Here is a 17,956-nt window from a genome sequence, read left to right on the forward strand (position 1 = left end):
AAATTGTTAAAGAGCTTTAGTATCAAAGGTTTGAACCTAATCAACTCCGACTTCAGTGAACGTTTGAACGTTGCTCTGTGTCGGTGGATGCGCAGTATAGAGAATGAAGAGTTTCGTGCAAGCATTTTTTCAAATAAATTGTTCGTTCGACTACATAACAATCAAAAAGCACTAAAAACGACCAATTAAGCCGCTTTTATTACTTTTCCTGGTAAAAATAGAAAGAAGTACTGAAACAATTGCTGCATAAAGAAGGGAGCAGCCACGTGAAAAACAAACTCCCCTTCCATAAAAGCCACATATGAGTGCCAAAATTAATCAAATTAAAGCTTTCATCACTAATTTCAATGTTAATGACTTATTTATAGCACCAACAGAACATCTGTAACCAATTGTAATTAAGAGCTTTCGGTTGTATTTCCAACATGTAACCAATGCTAGTTCTGAGCAACGGCTTTAACTCTCATTATCTTTTCTCTCCACTTACTACACTGGAGTTATATTCAATTAACCCTTAACAAGGAAATTATTATGGAAAAAGCAATCAATGCTCTTGGTATCGCTATCATTGCAAGCAAATACGCGGGCGTCATACTGTTTGCAGGCTTAACCCTTTCTACTGGCGCTCTTGCCGCTGACGCTTTATACCTGACGGGAGCTGAGAATAACGATTAACAGCCTTACCTAACCTTCTTTTACTTGAGAGTTTTGAGCGACACTTATTTTTTTCTCTTTTACTATCGGTTTTCTAACCACTAGATAAACCGCTATAGCAGCAAGTGTGAAACCAAGCGCACCAAGCCAATCAAAGCTCTCGTTAAACACTAGCCATGCCTGAATGGCAGTGACTGGTGGAACAAGATAAAATGTAGAAGCCACTTTCGATGATTCACCACTTTTCACCATAAATAGCAGTAACAATATGGCGAATACAGATAGCACAATTACCAACCACGCCATTACCGCAAAAAATTCCGGCACCCACATCACTTCCATCGTTTCGGTATTCCAAGCAATCGCGCTAAATAAGATGGCGGAAGCGGCATACTGCACCAGCGCTCCTCCAATCATATCAACATTATGACAGAATCTTTTCTGATACAGTGTCCCCAAAGTAATACCGACCAATGCCGTTAAGGTAAAGCAGATAGCGACCAGTTGATGTTCATCATTTTGCCATTCAACATTTCCCATCAGCACCAATGATATGCCCACGAAGCCAACCATAAGCCCGAACCATTGCGAAGCAATCAAACGCTGATTAGAAAACCCGACTAACAGCACTGCGGTTAAAATAGGCTGAATACCAACCAATAATGCACAAAGCCCGGCAGGCATCCCCATCGATATGGCTTGATACGTCCCCCCTAAGTAGCAACCATGGATCAGCAAACCAACAACAGATGCGTGTAATAAATCTTTTCCCATTGGGATTCGGCGACGCATAAATGCAATGAGCACGATAAATACGGCTACGTTTGCCATCATTCTTAGTGAGAGTAGTGTTGCAGGCTCTGCATATTGCAAACCAAACCGAGCGCCAACGAAGCCTGAACTCCATAAAACCACAAAGATAACGGGTATCAATTTCACCCACATAAAAACCTCTAGCAAGTCATCACATTATATTGCTAATGTAGTTAGGTACAGTTGGGATAAAAAGACACAGTTTTGGCTAAATGATTGGGTACAGAATGAAAGAGAACACCAAATACCAAGATGTTGAAGCGCATATTCGTCAATTGATTCATGCGGGTACTTTGGTCGAGCATGACAAATTGCCCTCTATACGCCATTTATCTCAACAGCAGCAGGTAAGCAGGAATACGGTTATTAGGGCTTATCAAGAGTTAGAAGCCGCTGGAATTGTCTATCCAGTTCCTCGTTCTGGCTACTGTATTCAGCAAAAGCCGCTTCCTGAATTCACTTTAGTCAGCGATCCTAACCATGTTGATCTCCTCTCTGTCACTAAGTCGATTTTGGCTCAGCCTCTTATCGAGCATACGATGCCTGCCGGTTCTGCTCATCCCAATATCGATGGTCCTGCAATTCGCAGTTTGTATGCAGAGATAGGACGTCATAGTCGTTATCAAACTCAGATCCCCAGCCACTATCAGTTACCACCGGGGAATAGCACCTTAATTAAGCAACTCATTAAGATCACCCAAGATTGCGGCATCACCGCGCATTCAAATGAAATATCGATCACTCACGGAGCCCAGCAAGCGATCAGTCTCGCATTGCGCGCGCTAACGAAACCGGGTGATATCGTGATTGTGGAATCCCCGTGCTATTTCGGCAATTTGCTACTTATGGAATCTTTAGATCTACAGGTTATCGAGATCCCTAGCAGTATTGATTCTGGTATTGATATTAAGGCATTAAAAGAAGCGATAAGTCTGTGGGATATCGCGGCGATACTCGTCACTCCCAATTTTAATAATCCAACAGGATCTCGTATGCCATTGGCAGCAAGGCAAGCTTTATTGGATGAATCGCAGAATATCCCCATTATCGAAGACGATGTTTTTGGCGCTTTATCCTTTGACGCGCCGCTTCCGAGTTTAAAATCCTTAGATAAAGACAATCGTGTCATCTATTGCAACTCATTATCTAAAACGTTGGATTCACGGTTACGTGTTGGCTGGATCTTGGCGGGGCAGTATCAGCGTAAAATAGAGAAGTATCTTATCAGCGACAATATGGGTAGCTTGAATCTCATGCAATCGGCGCTTGGTGAGTTTCTTACTACAGGAAAATACCGTCAGCATTTAAGCAAGATGAAGAAGCATTACCACAGCAATCAAAAGAGATTTTCGACGCAATTGATCAAAGCCTTAAGCCAGCACGACAACTTACGAGGTCAATTTCAGCTCAGTCGGCCACAAGGCGCGTTCTTATCTTGGTTGATATTGCCACCAGCAGTCGATAGCTACGCGATATATCAAGAGTGCTTAAAAGCAAAAGTGAGTGTATTACCAGGCACAATCTTCGGCACTCACGACCAGTACAAACACTGCATCCGATTCAGCTGTGCCTCATATCAAGATAACGATAAATGGGCAGAAGGTGTTGAACGCTTTGCCAATATTGTTGCCACTCATCTTACAGAGCAGGGATAAACATCAGTTCTATTTGACTTCAACAGCCGATCGCGGTTACATACGCGTCTTGAATCTGTATGGTATTACCATCAGCAATACACCCACTTTATAGCAAGGCGATTTATCCATGCGTGCATTTGTTTTAAGAGCTCGTTCCGCTCCAACAGAGAGCCATCTTCTATTGGAATCTGTCGGTCAAGAAGCCCATACCGAAATTTTGGCTCATACATTGATGAACACCATTTTTGTGGCTCAATCGCATCGCAAAGACGTTATCGTTCACCTTGTATTGGAAAGCACGAAAGACTTCTCTCGCACGATTACCTTCAACTCAAATGACATCACTAATATTGGCGGCTTTCATGAGTCCATACTATTAGCGGCAGTCGCAAGAGCACTCGATGCATCTAAAGGCATGACCAAAGAGCAAGAGCGCCAAGTTGAGCCTGGGGTGACTGTTCGTACGATTAGTTTTGAGAAACTGATTAAAGAGTTAGCAGAAGATTATCAGCTGTATATGCTAGATAAGAAGGGAGACTCTGTACGTGATATTGAGTTGGCTCACAACCCTTGTTTCTTATTAACCGATCATATTCCAATGCCTAAAAAAACCTACAACAGCATGAAACGTTTGGGGACTGAAATGATAAGCCTTGGACCAAATATGTTGTTTGCGTCCCAATGTGTCACGTTAATTCAAAACGAATGGGATATTGCAGGGATCGAGTAAACGGGCACGATTCCGATCAACCGAATACAAGGTGATCAATAATAAGAGCCAAAAGTAGAAGCATCGAATATCAATTATTCCGGTGCTTTTTTGTTATAAAAAAAACCTTCATATCGATACATGGATTTAAATTTCTATAGCCATTCACCAAACAGGCTGCGAAACACACCTCTGATAATGTCAATGAATACTTTACAAAACATGCGGTTAATTTACTCAAATTGACGTTTACTATACTCATATCTCGGTAAGATGATCCTGTCTTCTAGAGGAAGAAACAAAGACCAAAAATCAGTAGTTTTTGCATGTCGATCTCTAGGTAAATATGGATCTATCAATGAGGTAATTAACATGAAAAAATTAATCGTACTAACAGCAGCTCTAACACTAAGCTCAACAGCATTTGCAGCAACGATAACGAACAGTGCGGACTCAAAGATTAAAACTCAAGGATATGAGACACAGCAACAAGCTTTTGATGCTGGATTTAAAGTCATGGATGAAATTAACTCAATGTCTCCGCGTGAGCTCAACAACAAGCTCAATGTGCTAGAAAACCAAATGATCACCAACAGTCTAAAAGTAACAGACGTAGAAGTGACCACCCAAGCATTCGCTAATAATTCACATAAAATCGAATACCGCGCGATTGTCGATGTCAATTATCAATACGAACATCTCGAATATCACCGCGATTAATGATGGCATTATTATTCCGTTCACGAACTGATAATCGTGCCCACACTAAAAAATCCCCAAACGTTCATTTGGGGATTTTTGATTGTAATGATTTAGTGAAAATCAGCTCTACAGAAGTACATTCATCACTAGCATTGCGCCAAAAGCATTCAGTACTGAAATGACAATCATCACTGGAATGTAACGACCTTCCGTGCCGATCGCGCCCATGATTCGTCCCATGTATTGAACTTGAGAGCCCATAAGGTAAATAGCCGGCGCTAAAATAGCGATGTGCGTACCATTCAAGATACCTTGGTCAAATAGAGTAATAACCACACCAACCGCGCCGCCCATCGACATCCAAGCACCAATCAATACCGCCGCAGCTTCACCCGGAAGACCAAAAATCGCCATTATTGGAGAGAACACGGTTCCCATCAAATCGAGCGCACCAGTAATTTGCAGAACTTTGATGAAAACAAATGCCATCAATACGTTAGGAACAGTAGAAGTCGTTGCGATTACCCAACCTTTTTTAGCGCCCTCAACAAATATATCAGTCACCATCGGTTTCTTTGCTTTAATGTCGCTCATTATGCTGTCTCCTCTTTTAGTTCTGCTGACTGGTCATTGTTTTGGTTGTCTTTGTCTTCTTTTCCTTCTGTTAGATTTAAATAAACACGGAACAGGTTGGCACCGACAAATTTGAAAACGAACATAACAATAACAGCAAGGCCAATAGAAGAAGTGACCGCTAACGATCCGTCAGCCATCGTTAGGGTAAAGAGCACGGCACCAGATGAGAAGAAGTTAACAATGGTCGCGCCAGCAGTGAATTGGAACATAGTGAAGATATCAGTTTCACGTTTCGTTAGGTGCCCTTCATCTTTCAGTTGTCGAGTCATTGCGGCCCCTGCATCCGTACTTTGCAAAGAGGCGATCATCGCTAGACCCGAGCTTCCCGGAATGCCCATCAATGGACGAAGAAGTGGTGTCAGAATTTTACGAGCAGCATCAAGTGCGCCGTAATGCTCCAGCACATTGATCATACCAAGAGCAAACATAACGGTCGGGATCAGAGTAAAAGCGAAAATGAAACCATCACGCGCACCATTACCGCCTTTACCACGCAGTGATGTGGTTGCCGCTTCAATGCCATCGGCGGTTTCCGTTACATTGTAAGCAACTTTACCAAAAGCGCCATTAAGAGTGGTGAAATCTAACGCTCCATACCAGTCCGTTGATTTCATTAGGCCGGAGAAAAACACTACGGCAAAGGCGAGAGCAATATAGCTCCCAATCGTGACCTTTCGGTCGGTTTGAGTTTGATTCGTCATCGTAATACCTATGAGTTATATAGAACAGGAACTACGCGCATAGTGCATACAATACGTGCCACACTATATGACCAAAATCAAAGATAGGCTGTGAAAACGTTAAAAATGAAATGTATGATTTCAAAATGTGATAATCAGCATAATTAACCATATCAAGAACAACAACTAATCAACAAAGGATATATAACTACTTAATCTTTCTTCTATGGAATAAATCAAAATGTACAACAGAGATGCCAGAAAAATACTGACCGCATAAACATCATACTTGCGTTTACTTTAACTTCGACTCGCTTCACTATGTTTGCTTCAATCATCTTTAGATCCAACTCCAGTGCTTAGCGAATTAAAAAACATAGGCAATTTATGATATTTGACTGGTTAGATCCCACCGTTTTAACGGCAATTTTCCTCATTTTTTTGGGATCATTCGTACAAACTGCGATTGGTTTTGGGCTAGCGATCGTTGCCGCCCCTCTGCTATTTCAACTATCGCCAGATTATGTTCCTGCGCCAATTTGCTTGGTCGCGCTATTCATTTCTATTTTAAATGCACTCAGACATAGAGCGAATGTCTCGATTGGTGGACTAAAAATGGCCCTTATTGGTCGAGTACCCGGCTCAATTGCAGGTGGAATGTTACTATTAGTGGTATCAACGGATGTGTTGTCTTTATGGCTAGGATTTTTAGTTCTATTTGCGGTAATGGTCAGCATGCTTCCTTTTCGAATTGAACCCACACCGATCAGAATGGGGATTGCAGGTTTTTTCTCTGGATTTTTTGGCACCAGCTCTTCCATCGGTGGACCACCAATGGCGCTTCTTTTACAACACCAAGACGCAAACCAACTCAGAGGGAACCTTTCTGCTTTCTTTGTGTTTAGCTCTCTAATTTCATTAATTGTGCAGATCCCCATTGGTTTCTTTACTCTGCATCACGTGTTTATCACAATTCCTCTCATCCCCGCCTCATGGCTCGGATACAAATTAGCTATAATGACCACACAGAGCCTACCTAAAGAAAAGATTCGGACTGGAGCTTTAATTTTGTGCTTAGTCAGCGGGCTAACCGCAATTTGGCAAGGGTTTTTAGCTTAATCGTAGGGTCTAATTGATCCCGTTTTAAGTCACCAATCGATAGGCAGCCATTGAGGCTGCCTTGATAATACGATACGCAATTGCAGCGGCTTAGAACTTGTAACCACCACCAATCATAAATACCCAAGGGTCTATTTTAACTTTTGTCGTTTGTTTTGCCCCATTAAACTTATAATGTGCATCGGTTTCAATATCTGCATACCAGATTGACGCATTCAAGAACCAATCTTCATTTACCATGTAATCGGCACCCGCATTGACCGCAAGCCCCCAAGAGTCATCTAATGATAGATCACTTAACCCTGCTGATTTAGCTTTACTATTAAACCCTTCACTGAAAAAAGTCGTGTAATTGATACCAGCACCGACATAGGGGCGGAAAGTACTTTCACGGGTTCCAAAATAGTATTGCAGCATAAAAGTAGGCGGGAGGTGATCAACATCCGCAATATCACCCAATCCAGCTAAATCAGTAGAAATGGTATGGCTAAAAGGGGTCGCGGCAAGAACTTCAAAGCTAATATTATCCGTAAACATATAACCAAGAGTTAAGCCTAGCTGCATATTTGAGTCGACTTCAAGCTCTTCATTCGAACCCAGAATACCTGAACTACTATCGTTTGGAACGACTCCAGCAAGCCCTGCACGAACAATAAAATCCCCCTCTTTATGGGCAGCGACATTCGTGGAAGCTAACGCAGCGAGGACGGCAAGACTAAACATTGTTTTTTTCATTATGATTTCCTTTGTAGGGCTAAATAGTTGTTTTTATTAATTTGCGCGCAAAGTAGCATATAAAAACCACATTTTTTTGATGGAAATCAATTTGTAACAAAAACTTAAACATAGATTGCATATATGCAACATTGATCACGAATGTTATGCAAAATACCTACATATATGTAGTGCAAGCTTTACGTGTATCACATCCCATTCTACTGGCTCGATCTCTCAAACATTAGCTCGATCTCTCAAACATTAAAGTGAATTGATGCCCGATAATTCACTGCATTTGTGCGACAAACTCAATGATAAAATTAAATGATGAAGTGGGTTGCTGCGGATAAAGAGAAGAGTTTTGTTCTGGCAACAAAAAAGCGAGCACTTGTTGAATGCTCGCTTTTGCGGTATGTATGCTAATTAAGCCTACAAGATTAATCTACATAGTCTTCAGAATCAGGACGAAGTTGGAATTGCACGCCCATTAAGAAGTTACGTAAAATCTGGTCTTTACATTCACGATAATTTTTATGATTTGGCTTACGGAAGAATGCGCCTAGCTCATGCTTGCTCATGTCGAAATCTACCAGTTCCATTACATTTAGAATGTCTTCTGTTTTCATATTAAGGGCGATACGCAGTTTCATGAAAACCATATTATTGGTTAGACGATTTTCTGGCTCAGGCTGTGCACCTTCTCGCTTACCACGTTTTAAATTAATAAGACCATTCAAGAAGATCGCCAATTCACGATCGCGGCATTTTACGTAATCAGAATCATCTTCTTTTTTTAACCAGTTGCTTACCTGCTCACGTGTTACTTCAAGATCTGCTTGAGCAAAAATCTTAATCATCTGAGCATCTTTAAAATCAAAAGTGTAGCGAATACGGCGTAAAATGTCGTTATTAGTCACGGATAGTCCTAATGTAAAAGGCAGCACCCTCATTATTAATGGCTAGCGAACAATAATACGGCTAACAAAAGGCTGCACTGCAAGTAAGTAGCCGCGCACTCTAACAGATATTGATTCTAAATAGGGTTATATTTGCTCAGTTGAGAATTTTTTATGCTGCTACCTAGATTGGCGTAATGTTATTACTGATACTTTTTTGATTAAACTAACCGCATTAATTGGATTCACTTCACACTTAGGCTCTTGATTTACTACTAATATTTATTTGTTGCCTTTATCCGGAGTCAGTAGACATGCATGTTCAGAAATCACCTTTTAGTCTTCCTTCTATCATTACTATTTTCGCCACAAGTTTACTCATGTTGATGTCTCCGTCGGTGCTTGCTTCCTCTACAAGTTCAGGACTCAATTCTCCTCTTGATTTAACGCAGTCCACAATCGGTTATGCCGCGATTGGGATTTTTGTGGTGGCTTATACCTTAGTCATGCTTGAAGAGGTGCTAAAGCTGAGAAAGTCCAAGCCCGTTCTGCTTGCTGCGGGGTTAATCTGGATCATGATCGGCTATGTCTACCAGCAGCATGGCAATATCGACGTCGCACAACAGGCGATTGAACATAATTTACTGGAATACGCGGAATTACTGCTCTTCTTACTCGTGGCCATGACCTACATTAGTGCGATGGAAGAGCGTCGTCTTTTCGATGCGCTTCAAGCTTGGATGGTTGGCAAAGGGTTTGATTTTAGATCCTTGTTTTGGCTTACCGGCTTTCTCTCATTTTTTATTTCCCCTATTGCCGATAACTTAACCACCGCTCTTTTAATGTGTGCTGTTGTTTTAAAAGTGGCGGGGAGTAACGTACGTTTCGTTAATATCGCCTGTATCAATATTGTGATTGCCGCCAATGCGGGGGGCGCATTCAGTCCTTTTGGTGATATTACCACTCTAATGGTGTGGCAAGCGGGCCATGTGAATTTCGCTCAATTTCTTCCGCTCTTTTTACCTTCAGTGATCAACTATCTTGTACCAGCACTGATCATGTCCTTCTTCATTCCGAGAACGAAGCCAGATACCATCCATCAAGAAGTTGAGCTAAAACGTGGGGCAAGACGAATTGTTGGATTATTCATTCTCACCATTGCTACCGCGGTGGCTTTCCATGCAGTGCTACATTTCCCTCCTGTGATTGGAATGATGATGGGCCTCGCTTATTTACAATTTTTCGGCTACTTCTTAAGACAGACCCTACCCATGTCGTTAGCGAAGAAGAAAGCGATAGCCATCGCCAATAATGATGAAGCGGCTTTAAAAAGAATAGGCTCTGTCGTTCCTTTCGATGTATTTAGGCGTGTTTCACATGCCGAATGGGACACTTTGTTGTTTTTCTACGGCGTGGTGATGTGTGTCGGTGGACTAAGTTTATTGGGGTATTTAGGGTTAGTTTCAGAGGTGATGTACACCCAGTGGGATCCCGTTTGGGCTAATGTAATGGTTGGCATACTGTCTGCCATTGTCGATAACATTCCTGTGATGTTTGCCGTTCTGACTATGGAACCTGTAATGTCGATGGGGAACTGGTTATTAGTCACGCTCACCGCAGGGGTTGGAGGAAGTTTGCTCTCTATCGGTTCTGCGGCTGGAGTGGCTTTAATGGGAGCTGCGCATGGAAAATACACCTTCTTCGGCCACTTAAAGTGGGCTCCAGTGATCATGCTTGGTTACGCGTCCAGTATTGCTGTGCATTTAATGCTGAACAGCCATCTGTTTCACCAATAGATGATACGTAGGGTTCAGTTAAGATAAGAGCCTTTATTAAGGCTCTATCAATGCTATTTGTTCGGTTGTCCCGCGATGACTTAGTATATGTCGGGGCTTATGGCTTATGGCTATCGAGTGATTCAACTAGTGAGAATAGAGAACAGCTAAAATTACGATTAATCAGCCCTTAACCATAAACTGCTCATGTTATACATGGCACAAGAGTTACAAGTCAGCCTTGCACCACTCAAATGAATCGACATCACAAGATCATTCCGCTTCTCTTTCGAGCTGTTTCTCAATTTTATATAGACGCTTTTATCTTCTACCGTGTATGGCTTCTCCATGACCTCTCCAGCCATGGTATATCGCATCACGCCATCTTTAAAATGGATGGTATTTGAGTTCTCTTGGTTGCTATACATTCCTTTAAATGCATAGGTTTGAGCGTTTTCCAATCGCTCAATCTTCTCTTCTGAACACCCTGAAAGCAATAAAGCCGCTAAACTAAGAAGAGATAAGGACAAACTCGGTTTTATATTCATAACACTCCATATCAATCACTATAAAACACCTTCTAATTGTAACAATTTTTCTTTGATTTCGATACCACCCGCGTAGCCCGTTAACTTACCATTTTTACCAATCACTCGATGGCATGGAACAATAATCGAAATTGGATTTTTTCCATTCGCTAACCCTACCGCCCTCATCGCTTTAGGGTTATCAATTTCATTGGCGATATCTTGGTAACTCCATGTTTCTCCATATGGAATTTTCATCAACGCATCCCAAACCCGTTGCTGAAATAAGGTTCCCTTAGCCGCAATTGGCAATTCGAAATGGGTCCTTTCTCCTGAAAAATATTCACCTAATTGCTTCATTGCACTGACCAAAACCGGATGATGATCGTCCTTCAATCCTATGTCATCAGGTTGCGTAGTTTGCGTCTCAAACCAAGCGCCAAGTACCCCATCATCACACGCTTGTATTGTCATTGTGCCCATCGGGCTTTGATAGTGCGTAAATACGTTCATCTCTATAAATTCCAGCAGTGAAAAGTCGCGTAACTACCCCACGGGGCGACGGATTTTTGGTTTAAATTGGTATATTCAATCATGGCTTTTTTAACCACTAAATCTGTATCTAAAAAACAATCTGATTGAGATAGCCCACGCAACAAAGCGTAATTAATCGTCCACGGGCCAATCCCTTTTAATGATAACCACTCAGATGGGTGTTCATCAAAACTCTCGCACATATAGCGTGCGAATCTACTTAAAGTTTCCTTGCGACTATTTGGCATACGCAAAAAACTGACATCGCTCGAAGCCACTTTTTCCGGCGTGGGAAAGTACATGGCAGACTCTGTCTGTTCACCTAAAGTATCCACTAACAAATTCAGTTGCCCAATCGCGGCTTTCACTGATACTTGCTGCCCTAGAATAGCTCTAACGCCGGCCTCCCATGCATTCCATACACCGGGAATTCGCAAGCCATGCTCTTTTATCAAGCCCGGCGCACTCTGCTCTAACTGTTCTTCGATGCTGTGAATATCAATATCCAAATCAAACATTCTGCGCAGTTGGCTCACAAGATTTTGTAACTGAGTCATATCATCTAGCTCAAAGCTAATATCCAAAACGTCGCTTTTTCCTAACGAGGCTTTGAACCAACCTTTTACCCCATTAATGATAAAGTGACGTTGATAGCTATTTTCATCCACTATTTCAATGCTGGATATTGCTCTGAGTCGGTAAAAGTTCAGCATATGCTGCCAGTTAAATGGGGCACGGAAAGCCAAGCTCAATTGGTGAGTTGATTGTTTCATGTTGGTATTTTTTCTCATTTGGCTCGGTGTCAATTTAAGGTATTTTTTGAAGGCATCATTGAAACGGCGAATGCTGTTAAACCCACAGGCAAAACTCACGTCTCCAATGCTCATCGAACTGGTATGAAGCAACTGCTTAGCAAACATAAGTTGATGATACTGAGCATACTGCTTTGGCGACATGCCTAAGTGTTTATCAAACAGTTGCCTCAAATAACGATCTGAGATCCCTAGTCGCTTCGCCAATTCAGCCAAAGATTGTGTTTGTAATTCACCACGCTCAATCATCGTAATTGCACGCTGAAATGTCGTCTCTGTCCCTTTCCACGCCCATGAATGTGGGGCGCTATCAGGTCGGCAACGTAGACATGGTCGATACCCTGACTGCAACGCCTTTATTGCATGGTGATAATATTCAACATTCTCTTCTTTGGGCATCACTGCAGGACAGATTGGGCGACAAAAAATGCCCGTCGTTTTGACAGCAATATAAAACTGTCCATCGAAACGAGGATCTCGCGCTTTTCTCGCTTTTTGACACTCTTCAATACTCAGCCTACTTTCTACTTCCATCTTGCGCTATCCAAGTTCCTTTAGAGACATATTAAGTGTATCGCGAACCATCGCCTTGAATAGCCATTTTCGGAACTAAACCTAAAAATAGTAGAACACTGCTCACTATTCACCTTTCTCTAATCTCTAATAACCAATCACTAATCACTAATCACTAATCACTAATCACTAATCACTATTAGCGTCAGAGACCTCAGAGACAAAAAAAGCCACATAATGATGTGGCTTTGATTAGGCAGATCTTCGCCTTATGTTCAGGCGTTTTAGCGCGACGTTACACTTTGAAATAGCGCAATTGATCTTTTAGTACTTCAGATGCTTCGGCCATCGATTGACTCTCTTGAGCCAGTAATTGAGAAGCTTGTTTGACTTCATTCGCTGATAGATGAATGCTGCTTACATTTTGATTCATCTCTTGAGCAACCAAACCTTGTTGCTCTGATGCCGCTGCAATTTGAGCGACCATATCATTAGAAACCACCAGCTCTTCAACCATTAACGCGAGCTGAGCTTGTGTCTCTTTCGCTTTAGCCACACTCGCTTCCACTTTACTGTGGCTGCTTTGCATAGTATTGGCAGTATTGGTGGTTCTCTCGATTAATGCATCAATGGTTTCTTGCACTTCTGAGGTTGAGTTATGGGTACGACTGGCTAGGTTTCGAACTTCATCGGCAACCACTGCGAAACCTCGACCTTGCTCCCCAGCCCTTGCAGCCTCAATCGCGGCATTTAATGCTAGCAAGTTGGTTTGATCTGAAACGTCAGAAATCACATTTACTACCGAGCTAATTTCATCCACACCACTTTTTAACTGAGTCACAAGATTATCTGCGACCGCGATATTGTCTGACACTTCGGCAATCGTATCCGTCGTCGCACGCATATTGCCGCCACTCACCTCTGCATGAGAGGTCGCAGTCGCCGTTGATAGCGCGGTTGTCTCTGCATTATGAGCAACGTCTGAGATGGTCGTGCTCATCTCTGTCATTGCAGCTGAAAGCTGTTCAAGCTGCGTATACTGAGAATAGACACTGGTTGCGGCTTCTTCACTAGCGGAAGCGATACTTTGCGCCATGCTGGAAGAGAGAACAGCAGATTCATTCGCCGATTGAAGCGTTTGTTGCAGTTTAGCCAGCATGCGATCGATCTCGCCTCCAACCTCTCCAAGCTCATCTTTTCTTTTAAAGTTAAGCCTTACGGTTAAGTCACCATCAGCAATACGGTGGGTTTTACCAATCAGGTTATGCAGTGGGTTAACTATATTTGTCGAGATCACAAACCCCATTGCGAGTAATACTACGGCAAGGATCACCGCAACAATCAACCCTTGTATCGCATTCGCAAAAAAGGTTTCTTGTATATCGGCAACTAAAATCCCAGAGCCAACAATCCAATCCCATTGAGAAAAATAGATCACATAAGAAATTTTATCCTTCAACTCACCGGTTGAACTTCTCCATTGATAGTCTAAAAAGCCATGTTGAGTCGTTTTGGCTATTGTAGCCATCTCTTGCCAATGATACTTCCCAGCACCATCTTTGAACCCCTGAGCATTTTGTCCAATCAACTCTGGTTTAATCGGATGCATTAAGACGTTTAACGCTGGATTGGTAACCCAAAAGTAGTTTGTCTCATCGAAACGAATTTGCTTAATGGCGTCTAGTGCCATCGATTTCGCAACCTCTTCTCCAAGTTCACTGCGCTGCTGGTAAAAATAGTCCACCAACTTCACGACCGTTTCCACTTGAGATGACAATTTACCTTCTCTTTCTAGGTAAGAGGAACTCCGTTGCTCATTTAAGTTATACAAACAGGTCGCAATGATCATCGTCACTGCTGCCATTACTATTGCTAATAGTTTATTTTTCACCGATAAATTACTTAATTTCATACCAAGCCTACCCAACGTCAATTGTTGTTTTATTTTTGTTTTTATATTGTGGCAGAACTTGTAATTTATCGTGATGACTTTGGTCTTATTTTGTGATGAACAATGAATGCTGTTTCACATTTTTTTGACATGTCGCTACATTCGCATTCCTCCATCGATTTCGAGCACTCTTCCGGTAAAGTACTCATTTTCAAATATATATTTGGCCGCATGGGCAATCTCAGCAGAATCACCTATTCGCCCCACGGGTATCATTGCTTTCAAGCGATCTACTGCTTCAGGTTTCAGCTGTCTTGCCATCGCAGTATCCACAACTCCTGGAGCAATAGCGGCAGCGCGAATGCTATAACGAGCAAGCTCTTTCGCCCAACATGTCGCCATACTTGCAACGGCTGCTTTAGATGCAGAATAATTCGATTGACCAATATTCCCTGAACGAGCAACACTCGAAATATTGATAATGACACCCTTACGTTTCGTTTCGATCATTTTGGCGGCGGCCTCTCTCCCACATAAGAATGTCCCGACCAGATTCACGTTAATCACCGCATTAAACTGATCCAAAGACATCTTATGTATCTCGCCCTCTTTCACCTTGACTAACAAGCCATCTCTTAGCACGCCAGCATTATTGATTAAGCCATCAAGTTGCCCGAAGTCCTCGACAATTTGATTGAACACAGCTTCGACTTGAGGCTCACTTGTCACATCAACAGCATAGGTACGAGAAGTGACGCCAAGCGCCAAACACTGCTGTTGTGTCTCTTGTAACGCTTGCTCATTGATATCAAGTAGGGCAAGTTCAGCTCCAGATTGCGCTAAGGTTATCGCCATCGTCTGCCCCAAACCTTGTCCTGCCCCCGTAATCGCAACGACACTCTGTTTCAAGTTCATAGATAAATCTCCTTACCGATACCGCTTTAGTGGTGGTAATAATGGTTGCTACTGCGAGGTAAACTCAATGCCTAATTGTGCGAGTGGATGCTGTTCTTTGCTCCACAACGAAGTGAATAGTGCCTCGATCAGATCAGCATCCACATCACCAACGCTGCTAAATAACCATTGAGGTTCACCACTTTTATCAATTAACCGCGCTCGAACGCCCTCTTGAAATTCTCCCAAAATTCCACAATGAGCCGACAAGCCGAGTTCCAGTCGAAAGCAATCGGCTAAGGATAAATGATGGTGTTGAGTCATTTGTCGAAAACAGATGTGCGCGGTGATAGGGCTGCCTCCTTTCAAGGCGTGTTTGGCAGAATCGAGCCACTTATGTGTCGATTCCGAATCGGGGGAGATCGCTAATATGTTGCGTCGAATCGTCTCTAAATCTGTTGAATCGCAGGCTTGCTGGATCTCAGAAAAATAGTGCATCAATTGATTTTCTGGCTTGTGGTCTATGGCCTGCTTGGCTAGCGAGTTAAGCAACGTCGTGAGGATGGAATGATGATCGTTATGCTCTTGCCAAGAAGTGGCTTGTAACTGTGCAAGCAGGTGATCTTTAGCCTCAGGAAGAAGCAAATGATCCGCAAGATGAATATCGACCGCATCCGTTGCATTGACTAACGCGCCGGTAAGACCTAGAAACAAACCAATACCCGGTTCTAATCGATTTAGAAACCAAGTTCCACCCACATCAGGATACAGACCGATGTTTATTTCTGGCATGGCTAAACGGGATTTAGGCGTCACTACTTTGTGGCTCCCTCCCATAAATAGCCCCATTCCACCACCCATCACTATGCCTTCCCCCCACACGACAATAGGTTTGGGATAGGTATGGATCAGATAATCACACTGATACTCAACCGTAAAATATTGAATACAAAATGCTTGTGCATCTGCTTTAGATTCATCACGCATCACGTTATGCATTTTGCGGACATCCCCTCCAGAACAAAAAGCTTTCTCACCCGCCCCCTGTAATAAAATGCAGACAATTTTGGGATCGTATTTCCACAGATCTAACTGATCTTTTAACTGCATTAACATATCGAAAGTTAATGCATTCAGAGAAGTTTCATTTTCCAGAGTCGCAATCCCAACACTGTGCTTTTCATCGTCACATTGCCATTCAGTAAAGCTGACCTTACCTGTCATATCGCCTCCTTTATTTACAGAATTTCAGCCCCATCAGCTAACAGTCGTCTTGCGATAATTAAACGCATGATTTCGTTCGTACCTTCTAATATCTGATGCACTCGAACATCTCTGAAGTAACGTTCAAGTGGATACTCTTTGATGTAACCATAGCCGCCATACAGTTGTAGCGCTTGATCACACACTCTAAATCCGACGTCGGTGGCAAATCGTTTAGCCATCGCACAGTAAGCCGTTGCTTCAGGATCTTGACGATCCAATTTACTGGCCGCATATCGAACTAACTGCCTTGCAGCCACTAACTCTGTCGCCATATCCGCGAGCTTAAATTGCAGCCCTTGGAATTGATCCAAACTTCTGCCGAACTGCTTACGCTCTTTCATGTACTGAGTCGCTTGATTCAACGCTTGCTGCGCCGTACCTATAGAACAGGTCGCGATGTTAATTCGCCCACCATCGAGACCTTTCATCGCGAATGTAAAACCCAGCCCTTCTTCTCCCAGTAAATGACATGCAGGAATAGACACATTTTCAAAAGTAATCGAGCGTGTTGGTTGGCTATTCCACCCCATTTTTGGTTCTTTTCGCCCGTAACAGATCCCTGTGGCATTCGCCGGAACCACAAAAGCAGAAATACCCTTTGCCCCCTTGCAAGCCTGATTTTCCGTTTTACTGTCATCAGCTTCTGTACGAGCCATCACCACTAAAACGTCAGTTTCACCAGCCCCCGAAATAAAGCTTTTGCCGCCGTTGATGATGTACTGCCCATCCACTTTTTGGGCTCTGGTGACCAATGACGCAGCATCCGATCCTGCATTTGGCTCAGTTAAGCAGTACGATCCTAGCCAATCTCCCGAGATCAGTTGAGGACAGAACTCATCTTTCACGTCTGAAGTTGCGAAGCTCGCGATCATCCATGTCACCATATTGTGAATCGTCATGAACGCGGTGGTTGAGGTGCACCCCATCGCCAACTGCTCAAAAATAATCGACGAATCGAGCCTGCTCAAACCTAGTCCACCACTCTCTTCCGGCGTGTAAAGGCTCAAAAATCCTAGCTCCCCTGCCTTTTTTAAAACATCTTTAGGAAAGTGGTGTTTTTCATCCCATTCAGCCGCCATTGGACTCAATTTATCCATCGCAAATTGATGAGCGGTACCAGAAAACAGTTGTTGATCTTGATTGAGTTCAAAATCCATACATCGCTCCTTCTCGGTTTATTC

19 protein-coding genes are annotated in these 17,956 nt (G+C 42.8%); 7 read left to right on the plus strand and 12 right to left on the minus strand.

Features of this window, described 5'->3' with window-relative positions; translation table 11 throughout:
• Both FCV43_RS20480 and FCV43_RS20375 read left to right on the plus strand, forming a co-directional pair.
• Positions 1 to 189, plus strand: a 189-nt coding sequence (locus FCV43_RS20480) for a hypothetical protein (protein WP_206380325.1), incomplete at its 5' end; no start/stop codon positions are given.
• A 342-nt stretch (positions 190 to 531) separates the two neighbouring features.
• Positions 532 to 675 carry a hypothetical protein gene (locus tag FCV43_RS20375; RefSeq protein WP_017052764.1) on the plus strand — a complete coding sequence of 48 codons (144 nt, stop codon included), beginning with the start codon at positions 532 to 534 and terminating at the stop codon, positions 673 to 675.
• Between the two features lie 9 nt (positions 676 to 684).
• Here FCV43_RS20375 and FCV43_RS09025 read toward each other — a convergent pair whose 3' ends face one another.
• Positions 685 to 1,599 (minus strand): DMT family transporter, encoded by a 915-nt coding sequence (locus tag FCV43_RS09025; protein WP_136994946.1) that lies wholly within the window; start codon positions 1,597 to 1,599, stop codon positions 685 to 687.
• A 95-nt stretch (positions 1,600 to 1,694) separates the two neighbouring features.
• Between FCV43_RS09025 and FCV43_RS09030 the strand changes: the two genes are divergently transcribed.
• The 3 genes from FCV43_RS09030 to FCV43_RS09040 all read left to right on the plus strand — a co-directional run bounded on the left by FCV43_RS09030 (position 1,695) and on the right by FCV43_RS09040 (position 4,533).
• Positions 1,695 to 3,122, plus strand: coding sequence for a PLP-dependent aminotransferase family protein (locus FCV43_RS09030; RefSeq protein WP_136994947.1), 1,428 nt, complete (start codon positions 1,695 to 1,697; stop codon positions 3,120 to 3,122).
• A gap of 109 nt (positions 3,123 to 3,231) precedes the next feature.
• Positions 3,232 to 3,834, plus strand: a complete 603-nt coding sequence (trmY, locus tag FCV43_RS09035; protein WP_017052767.1) for a tRNA (pseudouridine(54)-N(1))-methyltransferase TrmY — start codon at positions 3,232 to 3,234, stop codon at positions 3,832 to 3,834.
• A 351-nt stretch (positions 3,835 to 4,185) separates the two neighbouring features.
• Positions 4,186 to 4,533, plus strand: a complete 348-nt coding sequence (locus tag FCV43_RS09040; RefSeq protein ID WP_136994948.1) for a DUF3316 domain-containing protein — start codon at positions 4,186 to 4,188, stop codon at positions 4,531 to 4,533.
• Positions 4,534 to 4,641: 108 nt separating this feature from the next.
• On the opposite strand, the gene FCV43_RS09045 is transcribed toward FCV43_RS09040, so the two are convergent.
• Together FCV43_RS09045 and FCV43_RS09050 are read right to left on the minus strand one after the other, a co-directional pair.
• Positions 4,642 to 5,109, minus strand: a complete 468-nt coding sequence (locus FCV43_RS09045; RefSeq protein WP_136994949.1) for a YjiG family protein — start codon at positions 5,107 to 5,109, stop codon at positions 4,642 to 4,644.
• Complete coding sequence (locus FCV43_RS09050) at positions 5,109 to 5,852, minus strand: nucleoside recognition domain-containing protein (RefSeq protein ID WP_017052770.1); 744 nt, start codon at positions 5,850 to 5,852, stop codon at positions 5,109 to 5,111. The genes FCV43_RS09045 and FCV43_RS09050 overlap by 1 nt, the downstream gene beginning before the upstream one ends.
• A 366-nt stretch (positions 5,853 to 6,218) precedes the next feature.
• Between FCV43_RS09050 and FCV43_RS09055 the strand changes: the two genes are divergently transcribed.
• Positions 6,219 to 6,950, plus strand: a complete 732-nt coding sequence (locus FCV43_RS09055; protein WP_136994950.1) for a sulfite exporter TauE/SafE family protein — start codon at positions 6,219 to 6,221, stop codon at positions 6,948 to 6,950.
• A gap of 90 nt (positions 6,951 to 7,040) precedes the next feature.
• On the opposite strand, the gene ompW is transcribed toward FCV43_RS09055, so the two are convergent.
• Together ompW and FCV43_RS09065 are read right to left on the minus strand one after the other, a co-directional pair.
• Positions 7,041 to 7,685 (minus strand): outer membrane protein OmpW, encoded by a 645-nt coding sequence (gene ompW, locus FCV43_RS09060; RefSeq protein ID WP_136994951.1) that lies wholly within the window; start codon positions 7,683 to 7,685, stop codon positions 7,041 to 7,043.
• A gap of 419 nt (positions 7,686 to 8,104) precedes the next feature.
• Positions 8,105 to 8,584 (minus strand): DUF1456 family protein, encoded by a 480-nt coding sequence (locus FCV43_RS09065; protein WP_017052773.1) that lies wholly within the window; start codon positions 8,582 to 8,584, stop codon positions 8,105 to 8,107.
• Positions 8,585 to 8,943: 359 nt separating this feature from the next.
• Here FCV43_RS09065 and nhaD point away from each other — a divergent pair, with 359 nt between their 5' ends.
• Positions 8,944 to 10,359: a sodium:proton antiporter NhaD gene (gene nhaD, locus FCV43_RS09070; RefSeq protein ID WP_429746821.1), complete on the plus strand. Its 1,416-nt coding sequence runs from the start codon at positions 8,944 to 8,946 to the stop codon at positions 10,357 to 10,359.
• A gap of 158 nt (positions 10,360 to 10,517) precedes the next feature.
• Here the strand turns inward: nhaD and FCV43_RS09075 are convergent, their stop codons facing one another.
• The 7 genes from FCV43_RS09075 to FCV43_RS09105 form a co-directional block, all read right to left on the minus strand.
• The gene (locus FCV43_RS09075) at positions 10,518 to 10,886 is read right to left on the minus strand and encodes a hypothetical protein (RefSeq protein WP_017052775.1); all 369 of its coding nucleotides are present in this window, start codon (positions 10,884 to 10,886) and stop codon (positions 10,518 to 10,520) included.
• Between the two features lie 18 nt (positions 10,887 to 10,904).
• On the minus strand, positions 10,905 to 11,378 hold the full coding sequence (locus FCV43_RS09080; protein ID WP_136994952.1) for a methylated-DNA--[protein]-cysteine S-methyltransferase: 474 nt from the start codon (positions 11,376 to 11,378) through the stop codon (positions 10,905 to 10,907).
• A 2-nt stretch (positions 11,379 to 11,380) separates the two neighbouring features.
• Complete coding sequence (locus FCV43_RS09085) at positions 11,381 to 12,745, minus strand: DNA-3-methyladenine glycosylase 2 family protein (RefSeq protein WP_017052777.1); 1,365 nt, start codon at positions 12,743 to 12,745, stop codon at positions 11,381 to 11,383.
• Positions 12,746 to 13,019: 274 nt separating this feature from the next.
• Complete coding sequence (locus tag FCV43_RS09090) at positions 13,020 to 14,636, minus strand: methyl-accepting chemotaxis protein (RefSeq protein ID WP_017052778.1); 1,617 nt, start codon at positions 14,634 to 14,636, stop codon at positions 13,020 to 13,022.
• Between the two features lie 135 nt (positions 14,637 to 14,771).
• Positions 14,772 to 15,530: an SDR family oxidoreductase gene (locus FCV43_RS09095; RefSeq protein ID WP_136994953.1), complete on the minus strand. Its 759-nt coding sequence runs from the start codon at positions 15,528 to 15,530 to the stop codon at positions 14,772 to 14,774.
• 48 nt (positions 15,531 to 15,578) lie between these two features.
• Positions 15,579 to 16,733: an enoyl-CoA hydratase/isomerase family protein gene (locus FCV43_RS09100; protein ID WP_136994954.1), complete on the minus strand. Its 1,155-nt coding sequence runs from the start codon at positions 16,731 to 16,733 to the stop codon at positions 15,579 to 15,581.
• Positions 16,734 to 16,747: 14 nt separating this feature from the next.
• Positions 16,748 to 17,932 carry an acyl-CoA dehydrogenase family protein gene (locus FCV43_RS09105; protein ID WP_136994955.1) on the minus strand — a complete coding sequence of 395 codons (1,185 nt, stop codon included), beginning with the start codon at positions 17,930 to 17,932 and terminating at the stop codon, positions 16,748 to 16,750.
• Between the last annotated feature and the right edge of the window lie 24 nt (positions 17,933 to 17,956).

Origin of the sequence: Vibrio genomosp. F6, from assembly GCF_005146325.1 — a bacterium.
GTDB lineage: Bacteria > Pseudomonadota > Gammaproteobacteria > Enterobacterales > Vibrionaceae > Vibrio > Vibrio cortegadensis.

Excerpts from the sequence above, each read along its gene's own strand:
- FCV43_RS20375 (WP_017052764.1), top strand. The coding sequence starts at position 532 with ATGGAAAAAGCAATCAATGCTCTTGGTATCGCTATCATTGCAAGCAAA.
- FCV43_RS09025 (WP_136994946.1), bottom strand. The coding sequence starts at position 1,599 with ATGTGGGTGAAATTGATACCCGTTATCTTTGTGGTTTTATGGAGTTCA.
- FCV43_RS09030 (WP_136994947.1), top strand. The coding sequence starts at position 1,695 with ATGAAAGAGAACACCAAATACCAAGATGTTGAAGCGCATATTCGTCAA.
- trmY (WP_017052767.1), top strand. The coding sequence starts at position 3,232 with ATGCGTGCATTTGTTTTAAGAGCTCGTTCCGCTCCAACAGAGAGCCAT.
- FCV43_RS09040 (WP_136994948.1), top strand. The coding sequence starts at position 4,186 with ATGAAAAAATTAATCGTACTAACAGCAGCTCTAACACTAAGCTCAACA.
- FCV43_RS09045 (WP_136994949.1), bottom strand. The coding sequence starts at position 5,109 with ATGAGCGACATTAAAGCAAAGAAACCGATGGTGACTGATATATTTGTT.
- FCV43_RS09050 (WP_017052770.1), bottom strand. The coding sequence starts at position 5,852 with ATGACGAATCAAACTCAAACCGACCGAAAGGTCACGATTGGGAGCTAT.
- FCV43_RS09055 (WP_136994950.1), top strand. The coding sequence starts at position 6,219 with ATGATATTTGACTGGTTAGATCCCACCGTTTTAACGGCAATTTTCCTC.
- ompW (WP_136994951.1), bottom strand. The coding sequence starts at position 7,685 with ATGAAAAAAACAATGTTTAGTCTTGCCGTCCTCGCTGCGTTAGCTTCC.
- nhaD (WP_429746821.1), top strand. The coding sequence starts at position 8,944 with ATGTTGATGTCTCCGTCGGTGCTTGCTTCCTCTACAAGTTCAGGACTC.
- FCV43_RS09075 (WP_017052775.1), bottom strand. The coding sequence starts at position 10,886 with ATGAATATAAAACCGAGTTTGTCCTTATCTCTTCTTAGTTTAGCGGCT.
- FCV43_RS09080 (WP_136994952.1), bottom strand. The coding sequence starts at position 11,378 with ATGAACGTATTTACGCACTATCAAAGCCCGATGGGCACAATGACAATA.
- FCV43_RS09085 (WP_017052777.1), bottom strand. The coding sequence starts at position 12,745 with ATGGAAGTAGAAAGTAGGCTGAGTATTGAAGAGTGTCAAAAAGCGAGA.
- FCV43_RS09090 (WP_017052778.1), bottom strand. The coding sequence starts at position 14,636 with ATGAAATTAAGTAATTTATCGGTGAAAAATAAACTATTAGCAATAGTA.
- FCV43_RS09095 (WP_136994953.1), bottom strand. The coding sequence starts at position 15,530 with ATGAACTTGAAACAGAGTGTCGTTGCGATTACGGGGGCAGGACAAGGT.
- FCV43_RS09100 (WP_136994954.1), bottom strand. The coding sequence starts at position 16,733 with ATGACAGGTAAGGTCAGCTTTACTGAATGGCAATGTGACGATGAAAAG.
- FCV43_RS09105 (WP_136994955.1), bottom strand. The coding sequence starts at position 17,932 with ATGGATTTTGAACTCAATCAAGATCAACAACTGTTTTCTGGTACCGCT.